The 18608-nt window shown below is 39.4% G+C and carries 16 protein-coding genes; 8 read left to right on the top strand and 8 right to left on the bottom strand.

Features of this window, described 5'->3' with window-relative positions; genetic code table 11:
* Nucleotide 1: 1 nt before the first annotated feature.
* Genes ACIPUA_RS09025 through ACIPUA_RS09015 form a run of 3 tightly spaced genes read right to left on the bottom strand, consistent with a single transcriptional unit; the run spans nt 2 to nt 1748 of the window.
* Nucleotides 2-706: an energy-coupling factor transporter transmembrane component T gene (locus ACIPUA_RS09025; RefSeq protein ID WP_129465979.1), complete on the bottom strand. Its 705-nt coding sequence runs from the start codon at nt 704-706 to the stop codon at nt 2-4.
* On the bottom strand, nt 707-1288 hold the full coding sequence (locus tag ACIPUA_RS09020; protein WP_042843553.1) for a membrane protein: 582 nt from the start codon (nt 1286-1288) through the stop codon (nt 707-709). It lies immediately after the preceding gene.
* Between the two features lie 34 nt (nt 1289-1322).
* Nucleotides 1323-1748, bottom strand: coding sequence for a PPC domain-containing DNA-binding protein (locus tag ACIPUA_RS09015; protein WP_042843555.1), 426 nt, complete (start codon nt 1746-1748; stop codon nt 1323-1325).
* A gap of 717 nt (nt 1749-2465) precedes the next feature.
* Here ACIPUA_RS09015 and ACIPUA_RS09010 point away from each other — a divergent pair.
* Together ACIPUA_RS09010 and ACIPUA_RS09005 are read left to right on the top strand one after the other, a co-directional pair.
* Entirely contained in the window at nt 2466-2918 is a 453-nt protein-coding gene (locus ACIPUA_RS09010) for a DUF441 domain-containing protein (protein WP_449059572.1), read from the top strand.
* Nucleotides 2919-2925: 7 nt separating this feature from the next.
* Complete coding sequence (locus ACIPUA_RS09005) at nt 2926-4947, top strand: tRNA(Met) cytidine acetyltransferase TmcA (protein ID WP_449059571.1); 2022 nt, start codon at nt 2926-2928, stop codon at nt 4945-4947.
* On the opposite strand, the gene ACIPUA_RS09000 is transcribed toward ACIPUA_RS09005, so the two are convergent.
* Nucleotides 4928-5119, bottom strand: coding sequence for a YpfN family protein (locus ACIPUA_RS09000; protein ID WP_042843559.1), 192 nt, complete (start codon nt 5117-5119; stop codon nt 4928-4930). The two genes, ACIPUA_RS09005 and ACIPUA_RS09000, sit on opposite strands and share 20 nt — an antisense overlap.
* Before the next feature lie 600 nt (nt 5120-5719).
* On the opposite strand from ACIPUA_RS09000, the gene ACIPUA_RS08995 reads away from it, so the two are divergent.
* On the top strand, nt 5720-6112 hold the full coding sequence (locus tag ACIPUA_RS08995) for a DUF454 family protein (protein WP_094301207.1): 393 nt from the start codon (nt 5720-5722) through the stop codon (nt 6110-6112).
* Between the two features lie 57 nt (nt 6113-6169).
* Here ACIPUA_RS08995 and ACIPUA_RS08990 read toward each other — a convergent pair whose 3' ends face one another.
* From ACIPUA_RS08990 to ACIPUA_RS08975, 4 genes are all read right to left on the bottom strand, one after another.
* The gene (locus tag ACIPUA_RS08990; protein WP_042844315.1) at nt 6170-6838 is read right to left on the bottom strand and encodes a M15 family metallopeptidase; all 669 of its coding nucleotides are present in this window, start codon (nt 6836-6838) and stop codon (nt 6170-6172) included.
* A gap of 11 nt (nt 6839-6849) precedes the next feature.
* On the bottom strand, nt 6850-7980 hold the full coding sequence (gene dapE / locus ACIPUA_RS08985) for a succinyl-diaminopimelate desuccinylase (RefSeq protein WP_042844316.1): 1131 nt from the start codon (nt 7978-7980) through the stop codon (nt 6850-6852).
* A 13-nt stretch (nt 7981-7993) separates the two neighbouring features.
* Nucleotides 7994-8368, bottom strand: coding sequence for an ArsC family reductase (locus ACIPUA_RS08980; protein ID WP_042843560.1), 375 nt, complete (start codon nt 8366-8368; stop codon nt 7994-7996).
* 168 nt (nt 8369-8536) lie between these two features.
* Nucleotides 8537-9157 (bottom strand): LuxR C-terminal-related transcriptional regulator, encoded by a 621-nt coding sequence (locus tag ACIPUA_RS08975; RefSeq protein ID WP_042843561.1) that lies wholly within the window; start codon nt 9155-9157, stop codon nt 8537-8539.
* A gap of 615 nt (nt 9158-9772) precedes the next feature.
* Here ACIPUA_RS08975 and maeB point away from each other — a divergent pair.
* The 5 genes from maeB (at nt 9773) to ACIPUA_RS08950 (ending at nt 18548) form a co-directional block, all read left to right on the top strand.
* Complete coding sequence (gene maeB / locus ACIPUA_RS08970; protein WP_042843562.1) at nt 9773-12052, top strand: NADP-dependent oxaloacetate-decarboxylating malate dehydrogenase; 2280 nt, start codon at nt 9773-9775, stop codon at nt 12050-12052.
* Nucleotides 12053-12180: 128 nt separating this feature from the next.
* On the top strand, nt 12181-13053 hold the full coding sequence (locus ACIPUA_RS08965; protein ID WP_181468513.1) for a ChaN family lipoprotein: 873 nt from the start codon (nt 12181-12183) through the stop codon (nt 13051-13053).
* A gap of 128 nt (nt 13054-13181) precedes the next feature.
* Complete coding sequence (locus ACIPUA_RS08960) at nt 13182-13976, top strand: energy transducer TonB (RefSeq protein ID WP_071548144.1); 795 nt, start codon at nt 13182-13184, stop codon at nt 13974-13976.
* Between the two features lie 117 nt (nt 13977-14093).
* A complete protein-coding gene (locus tag ACIPUA_RS08955) occupies nt 14094-16148 on the top strand; it encodes a S9 family peptidase (protein WP_449059570.1) in 2055 nt (684 codons plus the stop codon).
* A gap of 141 nt (nt 16149-16289) precedes the next feature.
* Entirely contained in the window at nt 16290-18548 is a 2259-nt protein-coding gene (locus tag ACIPUA_RS08950; RefSeq protein WP_449059569.1) for a TonB-dependent receptor domain-containing protein, read from the top strand.
* Nucleotides 18549-18608: the final 60 nt, after the last annotated feature.

Genomic DNA, 18608 nt, shown 5'->3' with positions numbered 1-18608 from the left:
TTCACCACCACAGAGCTAAACCACCTTCAATAAAAATAAATATGACTAACCCGTAGCGTAAGGATATTTGCCATAAACTGTCAGCGGGAGGGTTAAGGGTCGTACGGTTAGAGCTGTATCGAAAGCCACGCATATCCAGCGCGGCACTGCGGATACTCAACTCATTGAGTGTATTACTGGCTAGTGGAAATAATAAGGCCGGCAATGATGTGATGCGCTGCCAAATCCCGCCATTTAAGGGAACTCCGCGAGCAATTTGAGCTTCACGGATAGTTATCAACTGTTGGCGTAGTTGTTCAACGAGTAATAGTGGACCTGCCAATAAATAGGCAAAGCTTGCGGGCAACCTGCTAGCAAATAGGGCTCGAATAAACCGCTCCGTCGGGACAAATTGCAACCAAAGTTGGGAGCCACTAATAATAGTTAATAACCTAAACCATAATGCCATGGCAAAATCTGGGCGGCTATTTTTCAACGTATCCCCTGTGAGTATCTGGGCTAACCAACCACTATGGATAAGCCAGAGACCTGCCGCCATGGGTATCATAATCCACGCGACAACACGCCAACGATGACGAGCGGGTTGCCATAATAGTAATACCATAAAAGTACTACAACCTAGCAGAGCTAAAGGCCACCCCAAAGGCAAAAATAGTGAACTCGCACTCAGCCAGAGCCAAAGCGTCAGCGAGGTAAACGGGTGCATTTAACTTACCTTAGCCATATTGGGGTAGTTGCGTTGCACTCGCTCCGGCAATTGGCGAACCAGCAGCCAAGCAACAATAGCGGAAATAACTTTATCTGCGATGTTGGCACCTAGAACGGTAATCGCGACTGATTCAAGTAAGTTATCTCCAACGGCATGGAAATAGGCAACGAAAAAATCAGCTCCACTACCCGTCGTCCCTGCAAATAAGTAAGTGCGAATAGGGACAGCAACGAGCATTAATGCAAAGGTAATAATGACCCCGGATAAAATAACTCTAGGTAAGGTGCGAAAACAGCCGGCACGGGCTAACAACCCAGCACTGAGGCCGATCATCATGGCTACGGGGGCAAATGCTGCGGCGATAGGCCCGCTGAGTAATCCCCACAATAAATTGGTTAATAAGCCACTAAACAAGGCGACCCAAGGGCCTGCTAATAACGCACAAATTAGCGTTCCAATAGAATCGAGAAAAATAGGCAGTTTTAACATAGAGCTTAATTGCCCAATAATCATATTAATCGCGATCGAAAAAACAATTAAAGTCAGTGTGCGACTAGAAATAATCGACGTTTTGCTCATGACAACGTATTCCTTGCTATGATGGAATAATAAATTAACGAGAGGTGATAATAAGTTCTTCGTAACCTGAAAGAGGACACGGTTCACGTGTGAAATTGGTTTTTTCAAGTTCACCAATCACCAGTTCTAATGTGGTTCTCACTGTGCAACCGGGCATCATATGGCCACCAAGCACTTTGCCAGTTTCGTCAGCAACCGCCAGATGAAGGTGTTCACCTTGGGCATCCAACGTACCGATTAAAGAGACAATCTCAAATTTACCTGTTGTATGATGCGTTATATCCTGCCCAGCGAAACGTAGAGCAACATTGGTTAAGCTGCCAACACTCCCAGCAATAAACGCAGCTTGCAGACGATGATGTGCAATTTGTTGGCGTAAGGATAAAATCACATCTTCATCGGGTACTAAGCGGATAGCAATAAAACGAGCGTTGGAATAAAGGGGTAAAGGGTGGGTCATATCATTAATCCTAATTATTGTGCTAGTAATAAGTGCCACACAATTTAGTAAATTATCAATTATCTTGGTTTATGACTTTTTATATTAATAACTGATGGATATTATACTCAATAATTACCAATTGTCTGGGAACAAAGGTGTTTGAGTGCATCTTTAGTAAAACGCACTGTAAGTTGGTGTTTATGGTGATGAATATGGGAAAAATGAAGAAATAAAAAAATAAAGAGTTATGAATATCCCGAATATTTAGCTTAAGTTTTATTGCTTACAGGTGGATTTAAACTTAACGGTGTTTTTCTGAGCACGATAAACGGATAACCATGGTTTATGCTAGCGAGTGTTTTCTTTAATATGGATAAATTGCTAAGGGAAATGTCTACTATTCCCGTTTAAACCATCCTCGGATGGTATAGCTTTGGGGATAGTTCAGTATGCTAGATGGGCAATATTCGTATTCATACATGCCTTTAGTTAGAATAAAGCTAAAAATATTAAACAGCATCAATTGATATTAATAAGTAATACAAGTGTAATTACTAAGTTAATATGATGGAAGGAGACAGTCAGTTTTATTATTCATTATAATAATAGGTTAGCAAAAACAAAATAGAGCATGTATATATTTGCTTCTTTGATGATGAGCCAATAACATGTTTTGAAACCAATCATTTTAGCTGTTCGTAAAATAATAATTACGCGTTCTACAGGGATAAATCTATGAGTCATGTTGATCCAACATTAATCATCCTACTGGTATTAGCTGGGTTAGGGATCATAAGTCATAATATGACGGTCACTCTTGCGATGTTATTTTTATTGGTGGTTAGGATCACGCCATTGAATAATTATTTCCCATGGATTGAAAAATATGGGTTAACAATCGGCATTCTTATTCTCACTATTGGGGTGATGGCTCCTATCGCAAGTGGCAAAATAACAGCGAACGAAGTCCTGAGCTCATTTGTAAATTGGAAATCAATCCTTGCCATCGTGATTGGTATTGCCGTCTCTTGGCTAGGTAGCCGTGGGGTGACTTTAATGTCACATCAACCTTCTACAGTCGCAGGGTTATTAGTCGGGACAGTTATTGGTGTCGCTTTGTTCCGCGGCGTTCCTGTAGGGCCGTTAATTGCGGCTGGGATCTTGTCATTATTAATTGGGAAATCATAACATTACTATGGTTGAACTATTATCTCCCATTGTAGAACAGCTTCGTTTTCTGGGCATGCGGCGTCTTTTGCTCCTTTCAGGAGACGATGCTTGGGTCGAGCAACAACTGATAAACTTACAAGAAACACTAAAGGGGGATTGGTTAACGCTATCCTCTAGCTTACCGAGGGCGGTTCTACCTGAAAATGCACACTTGTTGTTAGGTCGGGAGTTTTTACACGGTATTTTTGACGCGCGTAAAGGCCTACATAGTGAAGCATTGGCAATATTATCTGGGGCATTGAAGGCTGGCAGTCTGTTGGTTTTATGTACCAAAGAGCCGTCGAGATGGGCAGCCAGTGAAGATGTGGATAGCCTACGCTGGAATGAGCAACACGGTATTATTCCCACTCCTAATTTTGTATCGCACTTACAACACACAATTCACTTATCGGATACCGTATTATTTTACCAGCAGGGGAATACCCCCAGTTTTTCATTGTTGGAAAATAAAACCAAATGGTTGCCAGCAACAGGTCAACCAACCAAACAACAAAAAAAAATTATTAGCCAATTATTACATGCTCAAGGTGGTATTTGGGGGGTAATAGCACCTAGAGGGCGGGGGAAATCGACCCTTGCGGGGATGCTAATACAACAATGGCCTGGGGAGTGCTGGTGTTGTGCTCCAGCGAAAGTGGCGACAGAAGTGTTAACACAACGGGCAGGTAAGCCAATTACGTTTTGGTCCCCAGATAATCTTTTGTCGTTTTGTCGCCAGAAAAAAAACATTACTGCAGATTGGTTAATTATTGATGAAGCTTCAGCCATCCCAAGCTATATTTTGCGTGAATTAGTAGAATACTTTCCTCGAGTTTTATTGACGACGACCGTTGATGGTTATGAGGGAACTGGGCGTGGTTTTATGTTGAAATTTTGTGCTAGTTTGCAAAATTTCACAGCACTTCAGCTTGATGAGCCGATGCGTTTTGCTCGAAATGACCCTTTAGAGCTATGGCTTAACCAAGCACTCCTGTTACAAGAACCAGAATGTCAGAAAAATAAGGTTGATGCCATTGAGTATTTAGGGATAACTCAAATGGAATTGGCGGCTAACTATACCCAACTTAGCGCTTTTTATGGCTTATTGATGAGTGCGCATTATCGAACATCTCCTTTAGATTTAAGGCGTTTATTGGACGCAAAGCAACAACATTTTATGGCGGCAAAAGCTGTCGGCCATGAAAGCACTTTCATTGGTGCTGTATGGATGGTAGATGAGGGGCAATTAACTGAAGCGCTAGGCTGGCTAATTTGGGCTGGTTTACGCCGGCCTAGAGGGAATTTAGTTGTACAGTCATTAGCCGCACACAGTTATTTTCCGAATGTTGCTCAATGGAAATCACGTAGGGTAATGCGTATTGCCGTTGAGAGCCATTATCGAAGAAAACAAGTTGGTTTAACATTATTAGAAAAGCAACAGGTTATTGCGAAACAACAGGGTTTGGATTTTTTATCAGTCAGTTTTGGGTTAACCCCTGATTTACTCGCATTTTGGCAAAAAGCAGGTTTTCGGTTAATTCGCATAGGGGACCATAAAGAAGCGAGTAGCGGGTGTTTTACTGCGATGGCAATATTACCGATTTCGAGCCGCGCATCTCAATTTTGTGAGCAAGGTGAATTGTTGTTACAGCGGGATGTAGCCTGGCGTGAGGATTTATCAGCGTTTAATTTACTAGTAAGTGACCAACAGCAGTTAATGGATGAAGATTGGTTAGAACTAGTCGGTTTTAGTGAGTTTAAACGCCCTCTAGCAGCAAGTAAAAGTGCCATTATGCGTTTGTTAACTGTAACTTCAAATGAACTACCTTTGTTAAGTAGGCATTTGCAATCATTAGAGCCGATAACTCAAATTTGCGCTGATATGGCATTAACAGGGAAAAAACAATGGCTACAATTAGCGAGAAAAGAGGTTGGTACACAAGTAAAAAAATACCAACCCGATTTGCTTAGCAAAATAAAACAAAAGATTATTTCTTTTTGTCATTAGGCCAGTCATCCTCATCGTCCCATAAGTGGTTATTATCTTTATGAGGAGGGAGTTCAGGTTTATCATCTAGGTATTTTTTGGGGTCAAGTCTCAGCATTTCTTTTACTGAGTTCCAAATAATACCGACTAGTAAGAGTAAAATTATCCACCAGTAGTCAGCTAGCCATTGCATATTCACCTTCCATTCGTCATTCTTTGAGCTGTCTGTGCGTTGATTTCGCTCAGTCACCCTAGTCACATACGGATGTATGCTCCTAGGGATGCCTTCTCTTATCGCCTTCATACAACTCAAATAATTTAGAATGGGTATGGAACAGTCATTCTTTGAGCTGTCTGTGCGTTGATTTCGCTCAGTCACCCTAGTCACATACGGGTGTATGCTCCTAGGGATGCCTTCTCTTATCGCCTTCATACAACTCAAATAATTTAGAATGGGTATGGAACAGTCATTCTTTGAGCTGTCTGTGCGTTGATTTCGCTCAGTTACCCTAGTCACATACGGGGGTATGTGACTAGGCGAGTTTCCTATCACCTTTATTAGAAATTAAACGGTATGATAAAAATATAGCTATACCCGTTAAAATCGGACAATACCTTCAGCACGCTAAAATAAAGGTAATCATAATCATTTCAATCGGCAAAATCGACTTTTCATTACGCCTATTTACCATTACAGTATATCATTGATATTACTATGAGTTACCACAGATTTTGTAAGGTATTTTACCTTAGTATCTGCTTATTTCTTATTCTTTATAAAGGAGGAGGAGTTTTGAAAAAATTGTTCCTCATTACCATTGGATGGTTAGCTGTTGTACTGGCTTTTGCTGGTGTGGTGCTTCCCGTTTTGCCAACAACCCCTTTTTTATTATTAGCTGCTTGGTGCTTCTCTCGCTCATCACCACGTTTCCATCACTGGTTGCTATATCGTTCGTGGTTCGGTAGTTATATTCGTCATTGGCAAAAACATAAAGGGTTACCAAAGGGGGCTAAACCTAAGGCTATTATTTTAATCTTATTAACATTTTCATTTTCTATTTGGGTTGTTAGTTACCTTTGGTTAAAAATAAGCTTATTGGTACTGTTATGTTGGTTGTTAATGTTTATGTATAGGCTTCCAGTGGTTGATGAACAAATTTCAGGGAAAAATAAGAAGGTTTCATAGACGGGGAATTCCAATCTATGAAACGCAATATAATAGGGGGAAATGTCTTAGCTAGTCTTATACATCTAGGCGAATATAACGCTCAAATACATAATTTAAGTTGTTGATTAGCCAATTTTTACCATAGATCTCTTCTTGCTGTAACACTTGTTTAATCACTTCAGGTGTTAATAATTGCTCAGCTTCATGCGCTAAAGGCCAATAACTAATATGCCACGGTTCGTATGCGACACCAGCATCAATTGCTGTGAACGGGCGATAAAAATCGAATGTTGACATATTTTCAGTAAGCCAATCATTTAGCTCTGCAAGGTAGCCCCCAGCCTCATATTCCCATGGTTCTAACTGCAATGTTTGCCCTGTAGGGATACGCAAAGGGTCATAAACATCAATCTCTGTGCCCCAGTGATGGCGACTGGCTCCGGGTAATGCGGACCAATGCAGAATAGCTTCACATAGTTCCCCTTCAGAAAGTTGGCTGATATCTAATGGTTGACTATGAGTATCAAGAACAGGGCGCAGGCCGGTAAATTTTTCATTCCAAATAAGTTGTTGACGTGAAAAATCACGAAAAGCACTTGCTGACTGTAATTTAAAGCCCGCTTTAGTCGCGGTTTGTTGCATTGCAAGAAACGCTTTTGTTGCATTAAATTGCAAGCGATGTGACCCGCCAAGCGTAACTAAATGGTCTGTTGAGCGGCCAGTTAGCATTTCAATAGTGAGCATATTATTGGTGGTCATAGTATTAACAACTCCATGATCCTCTCATAGATTAAAGCTAATTGTTGTAGGTCATCCACTTTTACGCATTCATCAACTTTATGAATTGTTGCATTTAATGGGCCTAGTTCAATCACTTGAGTGCCCATTTGAGCGATAAAACGGCCATCCGACGTACCACCACTGGTTGAAAGTTCAGCGTTTTGACCCGTTAATTCATGAATTGCTTGTAATGTAGCGGTAACTAATTCGCGTTTTTCTGTCAAAAAAGGTTGCCCAGATAGTACCCATTCAATTTTATACTCAAGTCCATGTCGTGATAACATTTCAGTGACCCTGTCACGTATTTGTGTGTCAGTCAACTCAGTACTAAAACGGAAATTAAATTGGACAGATAATTCTCCAGGGATCACATTACTTGCCCCTGTCCCTGCATGGATGTTAGCAATTTGCATCGTCGTTGCTGGGAAAAAATCATTACCAGTATCCCATGTGGTGGTCGTAAGCTCATGCAAAAACGCACTTGCGCGGTGAACTGGGTTAGTTGCTAAATGTGGGTAGGCGACATGGCCTTGTACGCCGATGATAGTGAGGTTAGCTGTGATTGAACCTCTGCGACCATTTTTAACAATGTCACCTAATTGAGCTTGACTAGAAGGCTCACCGACTAAACAGTAGTCGACGCGTTCTTGGCGCTGCATTAAAGTTTCAACGACTTTAACAGTACCGTCTAACGCATCTGCCTCTTCATCTGAGGTGATTAAAAAGGCTAAACGACCCTGATGGTTGGGGTGTTTTTCAACAAATCGCTCTGCAGCGACGACCATTGCTGCGACTGAACCCTTCATGTCGGCAGCACCACGGCCATAAAGATGCTGATTTATAATCGTAGGTGTAAATGGTGGTGTTTGCCACTGAGCACTATTACCTGCAGGGACAACATCAGTGTGACCTGCGAAGGCTAAAGTAGGGCCTTTTGCGCCACGAAATGCCCAAAAATTTAATGTATTCCCAAAGGGCATGGGCTCAATAATGAAGCCAATTTTGTCTAGGCGTTCAATAAGTAAGGCTTGGCAGCCTTGGTCATCAGGGCTGATTGAAGGGCGAGCAATAAGTTCTTTGGCAAGTTGAATAACCGGACAATCCATTTTAATCACCTGATTATTTAATGAAGTTTTGGTACTCATCCGCATTAAACCCAACTAGATAACGGTTATCAGCGGAAACAAGTACAGGGCGTTTGATCATCGCAGGCTCTGCAAGTAATACCTTTTTAGCGCTATTAGCGTCGATAACGGCATTTTTTTCATCATCAGTCAATTTACGCCATGTAGTACCACGCTTATTAACGAGGATTTCCCAGTCAATGTTATCCATCAGTGTAGAAAGTAATGCATCACTAATTCCATCAACCCGATAATCATGGAACTGATAATCAACCCCATTATCCTCTAAGTATCGGCGAGCTTTTTTTATGGTGTCACAATTTTTAATTCCGTACATAATATAAGGAGAAGCAGCAGGGGTGTTCGACATACAATGGTCCTCAAAAAATAGCGATATACCTTATATAATGCGGGAAAATGCATTGAGGATCTACCCCAAAATGGTAAATAGATATCAAGGTTATTATTTGCTTGCATATAGTTTATTTCATAAATATTAAATGAATTAAACTGAGCGTTAATATTAAATTATATAGATTTATTTTGAGCGCATATATATTAAGCTTGCTTCAAGTCGTGAGCGGACACGTAGCTTCTTAAGAATATTGCGTATGTGAACTTTCACCGTTTCCTCTGAAATAAAAAACAATTTAGCTATTTCCCTATTTTTTAAGCCTAGTGCCATTTTGTGAATGATTTCACATTCGCGTCGAGTTAGTGTTGATAAAGGGTCAGTAGATTGATGCCGTGTAATAAGCAGTTGATATATTTTTTCACTAAACACATGCTGGCCTTCTGATGCTTTTTTCATACTATAAAATAGCATATCTAGATCACTGTTTTTTAATAAATAACCTTGAGCACCGGAATCGATAGCATTATACACATCAGTCTTAATAGTAGATGCAGATAACACTAATATATAACTATTTATACAATGCTTACGAAGTGAGCGTATGGTCTCAAACGTTTTATTCCCTCGAATATTAGTATCAATTATTATTAGGTTAGGGTGTAACTGTGTTGCGACATTCAAAGCGTCGTTACAGCAGCAACATTCAGCAATTATAGTAAAGTAATCATCGGTATTTATAAGTTGACGTAATCCGAAGTGTATGATCGGGTGTTCATCAATAATCATTACTGAATAATTAGACATAGTCGGTTCCTTTGTCATGTCTTAAGGAATATCATATTTTCCATATAGAGAGTGGGCTGTTAAATAATTTATTTAATATATAATTAATATATATAATAGTGTTTTGTCACTATGTATTAGGTTGTTATATATTGCCTGCATTGCTGAAATAAGTTACTGAAATATGTTATGAGAACACGATATAAAAATAATAATCACAAATTTTGATAATACATTAAATTGGTGTAAATAATATCTAATATTTTAATATGATAATGATAAAAAAATAATCATGAAAGTGAAAATAATATTTTCACAATTTAATTTGCATGTTTTTTAAATTGAAGGAGTACATAATGATATATGATTTATATAAAATTAATAAATATCTTAGTCTGTGAGAAATAGATTAATATCTTAAACATGTTGCTGTTATCACTTATATTATTGGTAGAGGCAGAGGGACTTTGAATGGATAAAACGATAGCGCAGGTAAGGTATCTGCAGACATATTGCTGATAATATCATCGTAACCGAAAGATTTTTCTGGAAATTGCCAGCATGATCATGATTTGCTAGTGAGATGTGTTTATACTGTTAGCGCTCTTACCTTACCAATTTTGAAAGGACTTGACGATGGATGATAAATTAAAACAAAGTGCTCTTGATTTTCATGAGTTTCCACATCCTGGGAAAATTACTGTTACTCCAACTAAACCATTAACAACCCAGCGCGATCTTGCATTAGCTTATTCCCCCGGCGTTGCTGTTCCATGCCTTGAAATTGCTGAAAACCCACTTAAAGCTTATCGTTATACTGCTAAAGGTAACCTTGTTGGCGTTGTGTCCAACGGTACGGCAGTTCTTGGGTTAGGTAATATTGGTGCTTTGGCAGGTAAACCTGTCATGGAAGGGAAAGGCGTACTATTTAAAAAGTTTTCTGGCGTTGATGTCTTTGATATTGAAGTTGATGAAACAGACCCAGACAAACTGGTTGATATCATTGCTTCGCTTGAGCCAACTTTTGGTGGTATTAATTTGGAAGATATCAAAGCGCCAGAATGCTTTTATATTGAACAAAAACTGCGTGAACGCATGAAAATACCCGTATTCCACGATGACCAACACGGGACAGCGATTATCTGTACTGCTGCGGTTATCAATGGATTACGCATTGTAAAAAAAGAGATTGGTGACGTCCGTCTAGTGGTTTCAGGCGCGGGAGCCGCATCAATCGCTTGTATGAATTTATTAGTCGCATTAGGCTTAAAACGTGAAAATATCACAGTTTGTGACTCAAAAGGTGTTATTTATAAGGGTCGTGACGAAAAAATGGATGTCACTAAAGCGGCCTATGCGATTGAAGATAACGGCCAGCGTACTTTAGCTGATGCGATACCAAATGCCGATATTTTCCTAGGTTGTTCTGGTCCTCGTCTTTTAACGCCTGAAATGGTGAAAACCATGGCAAAAGACCCACTCATATTGGCGCTTGCCAACCCAGAGCCTGAAATTCTTCCACCGTTAGCCAAAGAGGTTCGTCCTGACGCCATTATCTGTACAGGTCGTTCTGATTATCCTAACCAAGTTAATAACGTTTTATGCTTCCCATTCATTTTCCGTGGTGCACTGGATGTGGGTGCGACAACCATTAACGAAGAAATGAAACTAGCTTGTGTGTATGCCATTGCAGATTTGGCTTTGGCAGAACAAAGTGAAGAAGTGGCCTCTGCGTATGGTAATCAGGACTTATTTTTTGGCCCTGAATATATTATTCCTAAACCATTTGACCCACGCTTAATTGTTAAGATTGCTCCTGCTGTTGCAAAAGCCGCTATGGATTCAGGCGTTGCAACACGACCAATCGAAGACTTTGATGTGTATATCGAAAAATTAAATCAGTTTGTCTATAAAACAAATTTGTTTATGAAGCCTATTTTCTCTCAAGCGAAAACAGAGAAAAAACGCATTGTTTTGGCGGAAGGGGAAGAAGAGCGCGTATTGCATGCGACTCAAGAATTAGTTTCATTAGGTTTAGCGTTCCCTGTTTTAGTTGGGCGTCCTAGTGTGATTGAAATGCGCATTCAAAAGCTTGGCCTACATATTGAACTAGGTAAAGATTTTGAAGTAGTAAACAATGAAAATGACCCACGGTATAAAGAGTACTGGCAAGAATACTACCAGATTATGAAACGCCGAGGCGTCTCACAAGAAATGGCACGTCGTGCTGTAATCAATAACCCAACCTTAATTGGTGGGATCATGGTATTGCGTGGCGAAGCGGATGGGATGATTTGCGGTACTGTCGGAAGTTATGGTGAACATTACGAAGTCGTCAAAGAACTATTTGGTTTCCGTGAAGGTGTTCATACCGCAGGTGCGATGAATGCCTTGCTACTACCAACCGGTAACACGTTTATCGCCGATACTTATGTTAATGAAGACCCTACACCTGAAGAGCTAACAGAAATTACTTTAATGGCGGCAGATACCGTACGTCGCTTTGGTATTGAACCAAAAGTTGCTCTGCTTTCTCGTTCTAGTTTTGGTTCTTCGGATTGCGCATCAGCACAAAAAATGCGCGATACACTTGCGATGGTTAAAGCACGTGATCCGCACCTTGAAATTGACGGTGAAATGCATGCCGATGCGGCCTTAATCGAATCAATTCGCAAAGATGTGATGCCTGATAGCCCATTAAAAGGTTCAGCTAACTTATTGATTATGCCTAATATGGAAGCAGCTCGTATTAGTTATAATTTACTGCGAGTGACTAGCTCTGATGGTGTTACTGTAGGGCCAGTATTGATGGGAGTAGCGAAGCCTGTGCATATTTTAACGCCAATTGCTTCAGTACGTCGCATTGTGAATATGGTGGCATTAGCCGTTGTAGAAGCACAAACTAACCCGCTATAGGTTTTGTGTTAATAACTTAATATTATCTGTAAAGACTTCTGTTTTTATAAAATAGAAGTCTTTTTTAATTGAAAATGATTCTCATTATCTGTATTTTGTAGTGTAGACTACAGCATACGGAAAGTATAATGATTTCAATTAGATTAATATCAAAAGTATCCATTTTTATCGTCGGGTTATTCATTATTAGCGGTTGTGTGCAAAAAGTTACACCGTCCATAGTACAACTAGATAATCAGCTTACTGGGCCAAATCAATTGGTTGATTTGTCTACCGGAAAACCAATTACGCCTCAACAACTTATCCAGCAACTCGCACAATCCACTCATGTGGTTGTGGGGGAAAAGCATGACAATCTGTATCATCACCAAATAGAGCAGTGGGTTGCTCAGGAAATGCAACAGCTTCGCCCTCAAGGCTCTGTGTTACTTGAAATGATTACGCCTTCACAGCAAAACAATATCACCAAGGTGCAAGCTCAGATGCAAAGTAACCTTTATATACGTGATGAAAAGCTACAGGCGGCTATTAAGTGGAATACTGGCTGGCCTTGGGGCTTATACGGTAATCTGGTAAGGCATTTACTTAGTCAGCCATATCCTTTGTTGAGCGCTAATTTAGATAAACAGGTTATTACAGAGGCTTATGCTAATCCACCTGTACTAAAAGGCCAGTATTCAACGCAGTCAGTAGTACAAGATACAATTCGGAAAACGATTAAAAGCTCACATGGTGGGGAACTTACCGTTGAACAAGTAGAAAAAATGACTGTTATTCAGCAGATGCGTGATCGGGCAATGGCACAAGCGTTAATCAATGCGCCAAAACCTGCGTTGCTGTATGCCGGTGGGTACCACGCAACCCGTGCAATCGGGGTTCCTTTACACTTACAAGATTTAGCTCCTGAAATAGAATTTAAAGTTTTGATTATCTCCGAAGAGGGTAATCAAATTGAAAACTTACATGCTGATTATGTTTGGTATACGCCAAAGAATAATTAATTTCGCATAAGATAAGTAATATTCATTAATTATGCGAATGATTTAACATTAAAGGCAATAAATGCTTTTCATTTACATTTGTTATTGATTATCATTTATATACTTTTTTTATGATAAGAAAGATGAAAATGGTGGCGATGACTTTAGGTTATGAACAAGCAACAAAAACCAGTAGCTCAGTTGTATTAGCGGTTCTTTTACACATAATGGTTATTGGTTTCTTTATTCGTACTATAGAAGATAAATGGGATGATTACTTACCATCACCTTCAGTGGTAATGGAACTCTCTTTTGAGTCAGAAGCAAAACAATTAACTGAAACTAATATTGGGAAAACACAAGAACTCTCGATAGCAAGCGAAGCAAAGCTAACTCCTGACGATGAGTTTCTTGAACCGGTTGTTCCAGTTAATGAAGATGCTGAATTATTAGTGGCGAAAATTAAAAAAAAGAAAACACAACCAGAGGTCAAAAAAGCACATAAGGAAATTAGTAACAAACGAATAAGTGAAATTGAAAGCGATAATTCAAAAGCGAGTTCTGCCCCGGTGACTAGTGAGGCGGTGGCTAAACAACAAACACAGCGCGTTGCTGCACAAGTTGATAGCAGTTCTCAAGCGGATGATAGCAAACGTCAATGGGAAGCAATGGTACTGGGGCAGTTGAACAAGTTTAAGCGCTACCCTGATGATGCGAAAAGGCGTAATAGAATAGGGCGTCCTATCATAAAATTTGAGGTTGATGCACAAGGTTATGTATTAGACAGTGTATTAATTAAAAACTCCGGGACGCAATCATTAGATAGAGAAGCACAACGTGTCCTTTTGAGAGCTGAACCATTGCCACCACCACCAATTGATATGTTAGTTAATGGAAAGGTAACGGTGAAGTTACCTATTGATTTTAATATCATCAATGATTAATCAGGGTAAGAAATGCTAACACATTTAAATCTATTGTCAGGCTTCTCTCAAGCCGTTAAATTTTGTCTCATTGTATTATTGGGACTACAGACAAACGCAAGTTTTGCGGAGGAAAGAATGATTGCACCAAAGGCACAAAAACAGCCTCATACGATGACTATTCATGGTGATACGCGTATCGATGATTACTATTGGCTGCGGGATGATGCAAGAAAGTCACCAGAAGTTATTGAATACTTAACACAAGAAAACAACTATACACAGCAACAACTTCAATCTGGAAGTTCGTTAAAAAAAGAAATTTATGATGAGTTGTTTTCTCGAGTAAAACAAGATGATGAGTCAGTTCCCTATAATTATAATGGTTATACATACCGTTCACGAGTCGTTGCGGGTAAAAACTATCCGATATATGAAAGACGCCCTATTAATAGTGATGGTGAATGGGTTGTCTTAGTTGATGGTAATGAACGCGCTAAGGGCACCGAATATTATCGCATGGGGGCATTAGCCATTTCGCCGGATAACACCACGCTAGCTATTGCTGAAGATCGCCAAGGGCGTAATGAATTTGCTGTGTCATTTCGCAAAATTAAGGGGGGCGAATGGCAAGAAAATATATTAACCAATACATCAGGTAATATTGTTTGGGCCAATGATAACCAAACACTATTTTATGTGAATAAGGACAAGCAAACATTGTTGCCTTACCAAGTGGTTAAACACCAATATGGTACACAACAAACCCAAGATAAACTGGTGTATGAAGAAAATGATGACACTTTTTACGTTAGCTTAGCGAAATCGACGTCAAAAGATTTCATTTTAATTGGTATCACGAGTACTGAAACGTCTGAATACCGGTTAATTGATGCTAACCAGCCACAAAATGAAGTTAAAATTCTACAACCGCGTCAAACAGGGGTTGAGTATTATCCTGATCATTTCAACGGTAAATTCTATATTCGCTCTAATCACCAACACCCATTATTTGGTTTATACATTGCAGACAATATTTCAGCGCCGTGGTTAAGCTTTATAGCCCCTCGTGATGGGGTAGATCTGGAAGATTTTGCTTTATTTAATAATTGGTTAGTTGTGGAAGAACGTCAAAATGGTTTGGTGAATATCCGCCAAATCAGTTGGTTAACGCATAAAGAAAACCAAGTAAGCTTTGATGACCCAACTTACATGGCGTGGATCGGGAATAACCCTGAGCCTGATACGGATACACTACGCTACGGTTATTCATCAATGACCACGCCATCTTCAGTATATGAAATTAATATGCTGACTCAAGAAAAGCAGCTTCTAAAACAAGAAGAAGTTAAAGATTTTAATAAACAAAATTACCAAAGTAAGCGTATTTGGGTTACTGCACGAGATGGTGTAAAAGTCCCTGTTTCCTTGGTTTACCGTAAAGATCTTTTCAAACAGGGGCAAAACTCATTGTTAGTCTATGGTTATGGCGCTTATGGTTACGGAATTGACCCATCATTTAGTTCATCCCGCTTGTCTTTGCTTGATCGTGGCTTTGTTTACGCGATTGCTCACATTCGTGGTGGTGGTGACTTAGGTAAAAACTGGTACATACAAGGTAAAACAATCCACAAGATGAATACCTTTACTGACTTTATTGATGCAACCAAAGGGTTATTATCAGAAGGTTACGGTAAAGCAGGGCATGTTTATGCCATGGGGGGAAGTGCTGGTGGCTTGTTGATGGGGGCGGTTGTGAACATGGCGCCTAATTTATATGAGGGTGTGGTTTCCGCTGTCCCATTTGTTGATGTGGTGACTACCATGTTAGACCCGTCAATTCCTCTGACGACAGGGGAATACGATGAGTGGGGGAATCCAGAAAACGAAGAGGATTACTGGAGAATAAAAGCTTATAGTCCATATGATAATATCAAAGCACAACATTACCCACATATTCTAGTGACGACAGGGTTACATGACTCTCAAGTTCAATACTGGGAGCCTGCTAAATGGGTAGCTAAATTGCGAGATATTAAACAAGGTGATTCATTATTATTATTAGAAACCAATATGAGTGCGGGGCATGGTGGTAAGTCAGGGCGTTTTAATGCGCTAGACGACATAGCTCGTGAATATAGCTTTATCTTAATGCTTGAAGATAAACCCAAATATTTTCCATATTTAAAATAATAATTAACCTATAAAAATTAGGTGTTCTTAGGGCAGCAACAATATTAATGGCATTGTTGCTGGGCCTTTTCACAGGCACTATTTTGTTCTGTGTTAGCAATGTGAGCGTATGACACTCAGTACGTTTACAGGAATGGTTTAATGAATAATAAAACAATAATTATGGTAGCTGGTATTATTGCCACTAGCTACCAAGGGGTTGCTTTAGCTGAAAATACGCAGCAGAAAAATAAACAGAAAAATAATGTGGTTAATTTTAGCCAGTTAAAAGTTTCGGGTGCGCAGAAACAAACCCCGCTCGTCAAAGCATTAGAAAAACCCGGTGCTTACAATGCGGTTGGTACGGAAAATAAATTACAGTCGATGGACAAAATTATCCGCACGATGCCCGGTACTTATACCCAAATGGATGGCAGCCAAGGAACGGTGAATGTTAATCTCCGTGGTCTGAGTGGTTTTGGGCGCGTGAATATGATGGTTGATGGTATCACGCAGAGTTATTATGGAATTTCCCCGAGTCAATATACACATGGACAACAACCAAATAATGATTTTGGCGCTTTAATTGATCCAAATTTTATTGTTGAAATTGAAGTAGAAAAAGGGCAATTAAATGGAGGAAATAGTGTTAACGCTTTAGTAGGGAGCGCAAATTTCCGCACTATCGGTATTGATGATGTGATTTTTAAAGATAATTTATATGGGCTCCGTAGTAAAGCTAGTTGGGGAGATAATGGTCTCGGTTATAATGGAATGGTGGCGGTTGCAGGGAAAACATTATTACAAGATGATGGTTATTTTGGCGGCTTAATTGCAGTTAGTGGCCATAATATTCCTGGTAGTTATAAAAATGGTGATGGGTTTGATAGTGACGAGTTTGCCACTGATTCCACTTTCAAACAAAAGCCCCAATCGCAATTAGCCAAATTGAAATATAAACCTAATGACAGCCATGAATTAGAATTCAGTGGTCGTTTCTTACAAAATAAGCTCACGAGAAGAAAAATTAATAGTGAAGATTATTATATTAAATATAAATATACGCCGCTGAATGAGTTAATTGATGTTGAGGTTTTAGCGAGCCATGGTAAAAACGACCAACAATTTGAAGGTGACTCATTAGGTTGGGCATTAAGGCAAGGTAAGTCTAAAAATATTGGCGATGGACTTAATCTTTCTAATACAAGTCGGTTTTCATATGGTGATGTTGATTTTCAATGGAAAGTAGGTTCTAAGTTATCTAAAACGAAATATGAGCGCGAGGTTAGTTCTGTTATTGACCAAGATACGTTGAACTATAACCCATTCTCGCCAAGTGGGTCGTTAGATCTTGCGAGCGCCTATACACAACTAGAAGCAAAGTATGGTATCTATACAGCAATTTTTGATTTGAACTATATGAATTACCACTTAAAAGGTTTCAAACCTGCATGTGGCGATCAAGATTTTTGTTTTCCACAAGAAGCCGCGACTTTAAATTTACGGGGTAATGGTTTTAACCCCGGAGTTTTATTATCAGCAGAAATTATTCCTGAATTCCAGCCATTTGTTAGTTATGCGCATTCAATGAGAGCACCGAATACGCAAGAGGTTTTTTATTCTCAAGAAGGTGGTAATTCAATGAACCCATTCTTAAAAGAAGAGAAATCACAGACATGGCAAGTTGGTTTTAATAGCTTTAAACCGGATTTAATTTTTGAAGGTGACCAGTTTAATATGAAGGCATTATGGTTCCATACAAAAATTAAAGACTATATTACGAGTAAGCCTTATTTACTTTGTCGCCCAAGATCAAATGCTGAACTGGCTTGGTGTTTGATGAATGATGATGTATGGGACAAAGAATTCCCAGAATTTATGCGTAAAAGCTATATGTATGTCAATGAGCCTCATGATGTTAATCTACGTGGCTATGAATTACAGGCTAATTATGATGCAGGTATAGTTTATTCAACATTATCCTATACCAAAGAAACTGGGGATCAACCTAACTCCATAGCTAAGGTTGCTGATTTTAGTGCGGGAGATTTCACTGAGCTTCCTGATTATTATGTGACCTTGGATTCAGGTGTGCGTTTATTGGATGAAAAATTAACCGTAGGTACAACTATTACATGGACCGGCCCTTCAAAACGAATTGGTGTAGAGTCTATCGTTGATAACGATGGAAATGCACTAAAAGATAAGTATGAAAAACAACCTACAATCATTGATTTATATACAGACTATGAAGTTAATAAAAACGTTAAATTGATGATGACGATTAATAATGTAACGAATAAAAATTATTCGGATGCACTAAATCGTGCAAATTCTACCGCTATTATGGAAGAACGCGGTAAAAACAATGCAACAGCTAGAGGGCGTACTTATATGATTGGCGGACAGGTGCGTTTCTAATCAACGTATCAGTTTAATACCACTTATCTCGTTATTTTTATCGAGATAAGTGGATAAAAT

The sequence above is a fragment of the Providencia sp. AGC89 genome (assembly GCF_053543535.1).
The sequence above is the reverse complement of the archived record's forward strand: the minus strand, read 5'-3'. Positions and strand labels throughout refer to the sequence as shown.